The 2,978-nt window shown below is 69.3% G+C and carries 3 protein-coding genes and 1 pseudogene; all 4 read left to right on the top strand.

Annotated elements, in window-relative coordinates; translation table 11 throughout:
- Nucleotides 1-464: ATP-binding protein (locus HUU96_RS13960; protein ID WP_254605243.1), on the top strand; the 464-nt coding region annotated here is incomplete at its 5' end.
- Between the two features lie 214 nt (nt 465-678).
- Nucleotides 679-768, top strand: a complete 90-nt coding sequence (kdpF, locus tag HUU96_RS13955; RefSeq protein ID WP_038665721.1) for a K(+)-transporting ATPase subunit F — start codon at nt 679-681, stop codon at nt 766-768.
- A gap of 13 nt (nt 769-781) precedes the next feature.
- Nucleotides 782-2,485 carry a potassium-transporting ATPase subunit KdpA gene (gene kdpA, locus HUU96_RS13950; protein ID WP_174293353.1) on the top strand — a complete coding sequence of 568 codons (1,704 nt, stop codon included), beginning with the start codon at nt 782-784 and terminating at the stop codon, nt 2,483-2,485.
- Nucleotides 2,486-2,495: 10 nt separating this feature from the next.
- Nucleotides 2,496-2,978: pseudogene (locus tag HUU96_RS13945) on the top strand (potassium-transporting ATPase subunit B); the annotation flags it as partial.

Raw genomic sequence — 2,978 nt, 5'->3', positions numbered from 1 at the left:
GCGCGGTCGGCCGGCGCGGCTCCGCGCACAGCCGCGCCGAGGTCTGGGCGAGCCTGGAAGCGGTCGAGCGCGCGGTCGGGCGGCTCTACCCGCAGGTGCGGATCGATACCGACGGCCCGCGCGGACTGCACGTCCACGTCGAGCGGCAGGACCTTGACGAGATGCTCGGCAACTTGGTCGAGAACGCCGCCAAATATGGCGGCGGCAGCGTCTTCGTCACCGTCGCGGCGCAGGCCGGTTTCGTCGAGTTCTTGGTCGAGGACGACGGGGCCGGCATCCCCGAGGAGGAGCGTGCGCGCATCTTCGACCGCGGCGCGCGGCTCGACACCGGCAAGCCTGGCACCGGCCTTGGCCTGGCGATCGTTCGCGACGTCGCGGAGATCTATGACGGCACCGTCACGCTGGAGGAGAGCGAGGATCTGGGCGGGTTGCTCGCGCGGCTGAGGCTGCCCGCGGCGCTCTGAGCGCAACCGCGATCATACGCGAAACATACGACTTCGGGCTGCTCCCGCCCTCGCTACCACAGCCGGCCAACGGCTAATCTGACGCGTTGGCGGCCGATTGCTGCTGTCCCGAGAAGGTGAGCGATGCAGGACGTGATCTGGTTGCTGGTGCTGGCGGGGCTGGTGGCGGCGACGCTCGCCTATGCCCGGCTGTGCGATCAGGCGTGAGGCGGCGATGACGCTCGACCTCTGGCTCGCCGCGCTGACCGCGCTTGGTCTCCTCCTCTACCTCGTCGCCGTGCTGATCCGGCCCGAGCGTTTCTGACCGGAGGCAGGGCATGACCGTCCAGGGCTGGCTCCTGATCCTCGTCTTTCTCGGCATCCTGCTGGCGCTCACCAAGCCGGCGGGGCTGTGGCTCTATGCGCTCTACGATGGCCGGCGCACGCCGCTGCACGCGCTGCTCGGCCCGGTCGAGCGCGGCTTCTACCGGCTGGCGGGGATCGATCCCGCCGCCGAGATGGGCTGGCGGCGCTATGCGGTGCACATGCTGGCGTTCAACGTCGCGCTGGCGGTGTTCACCTATGCCGTCCTGCGGCTGCAATACTACCTGCCGCTCAATGCGCCCGGCTTTGCCGGCCTGTCGCCGGACGGCGCGATGAATGTCGCGATCAGCTTCACCACCAACACCAACTGGCAATGGTATGCCGGCGAGAGCGCCCTATCGAACGGCAGCCAGATGCTGGCGCTGACCATCCACAACTTCACCAGCGCGGCGACCGGTATCGCGCTCGCCTTTGCGCTGTTTCGCGGCTTCGCGCGGCGCGAGACGAGCGGCCTCGGGAATTTCTGGACCGATATGACGCGGGTGACGCTCTACCTGCTGCTGCCGGTCTGCGTCCTTTATGCCGCCTATCTGATCTGGGCGGGCGTTCCGCAGACGCTGACCCAGCAGGTTGCCGCGACGACGCTGGAGGGCGCACAGCAGACGATTGCGCTGGGGCCGGTGGCGTCGCAAGAGGCGATCAAGATGCTCGGCACCAACGGTGGCGGCTTCTTCAACGCCAACTCCGCGCATCCGTTCGAGAACCCGAGCGCGGTGACCAACCTCGTCCAGATGCTGTCGATCTTCGTGCTCGGCTTCGGCCTGACCTGGTGCTTCGGCAAGGCGGTCGGCAATACGCGGCAGGGCTGGGCGATCCTGGCGGCGATGGTGTTCATCTTCGCGGTCGGGGCGGGCGTCTGCTACTGGCAGGAGGCGGGCGGCAACCCGATGCTACACGGCCTCGGCGTCGCCGGCGGCAACATGGAGGGCAAGGAGGTGCGCTTCGGCGTCGCCGCCAGCGCGCTGTTCGCCGCCGTCACTACCGCCGCCTCGTGCGGCGCGGTCAACGCCATGCACGACAGCTTCACCGCGTTGGGCGGCATGATCCCGCTATTCAACATCCAGCTTGGCGAGGTCGTGGTCGGCGGGGTAGGCGCGGGTATCTACGGCTTCCTGCTGTTCGCGATCCTGGCGGTGTTCGTCGCCGGGCTGATGGTCGGGCGGACGCCCGAATATGTCGGCAAGAAGATCGAGGCGCGCGAGGTCAAGCTGGCGATCCTCGCCATCGCCGTGCTGCCGCTGGTAATCCTGGGCGGGGCGGCGATCGCGGCGGTGACGACCGCCGGGCTGGCCGGGCCGCTCAACAAGGGGCCGCACGGCTTCTCGGAGATCCTCTATGCCCTGACCAGCTCGGTCGGCAACAACGGCTCGGCGTTCGCGGGGCTGTCAGCCGGCACGCCCTTCTACAACGGCGTGCTGGGCGTCGCGATGTGGCTCGGCCGGTTCTTCGTGATCGTGCCGATGCTCGCCATCGCCGGCAGCCTGGCGGCCAAGCGCTACACGCCGCCTTCCGCCGGGTCGTTTCCGACCACCGGGCTTCTGTGGGTCGGGCTGCTGGTCGGGGTGATCCTGATCCTGGGCGGCCTCACCTTCCTGCCGGGCCTCGCGCTCGGACCCATCGCCGATCATCTGTCGATGGTCGGCGGCCACCTTCAGTAAAGGCACCGCCATGGCGCGCTCCGCCACCCTGTTCACCCCGGCGCTGCTCGCGCCCGCGTGCCTCGACGCGGTGCGCAAGCTCGACCCGCGCCAGCTCGTTCGCAACCCGGTGATGTTCGTCACCGCCTGCGTCGCGACGCTGCTGACGCTGTTGCTGTTCCTCGGTCATGATGGCCTCGGGCTCGGCTTCAAGCTGCAGCTGGTGGTATGGCTGTGGCTGACGGTGCTGTTCGGCACCTTTGCGGAGGCGCTGGCGGAGGGGCGCGGCAAGGCGCAGGCGGCATCGCTGCGCGCGACCAAGGCCGAACTGACCGCCCGCCGGGTCAAGGGCGACCGGATCGAGGATGTCGCCGCCAGCGTGCTGCGCGCGGGCGACGTGGTGCTGGTCACCACGGGCGAGCTGATCCCGGCGGACGGCGAGGTGATCGCCGGCGTCGCATCCGTCAACGAGGCGGCGATCACCGGCGAGAGCGCGCCCGTCATCCGCGAGGCG

The organism is Sphingomonas bacterium, assembly GCF_903644135.1.
Lineage (GTDB): Bacteria > Pseudomonadota > Alphaproteobacteria > Sphingomonadales > Sphingomonadaceae > Sphingomonas.
This window is presented reverse-complemented; position numbering and strand designations above follow the sequence as displayed.

Coding starts and splice junctions, on each gene's coding strand:
- kdpF (WP_038665721.1), top strand. CDS start 679: ATGACGCTCGACCTCTGGCTCGCCGCGCTGACCGCGCTTGGTCTCCTC.
- kdpA (WP_174293353.1), top strand. CDS start 782: ATGACCGTCCAGGGCTGGCTCCTGATCCTCGTCTTTCTCGGCATCCTG.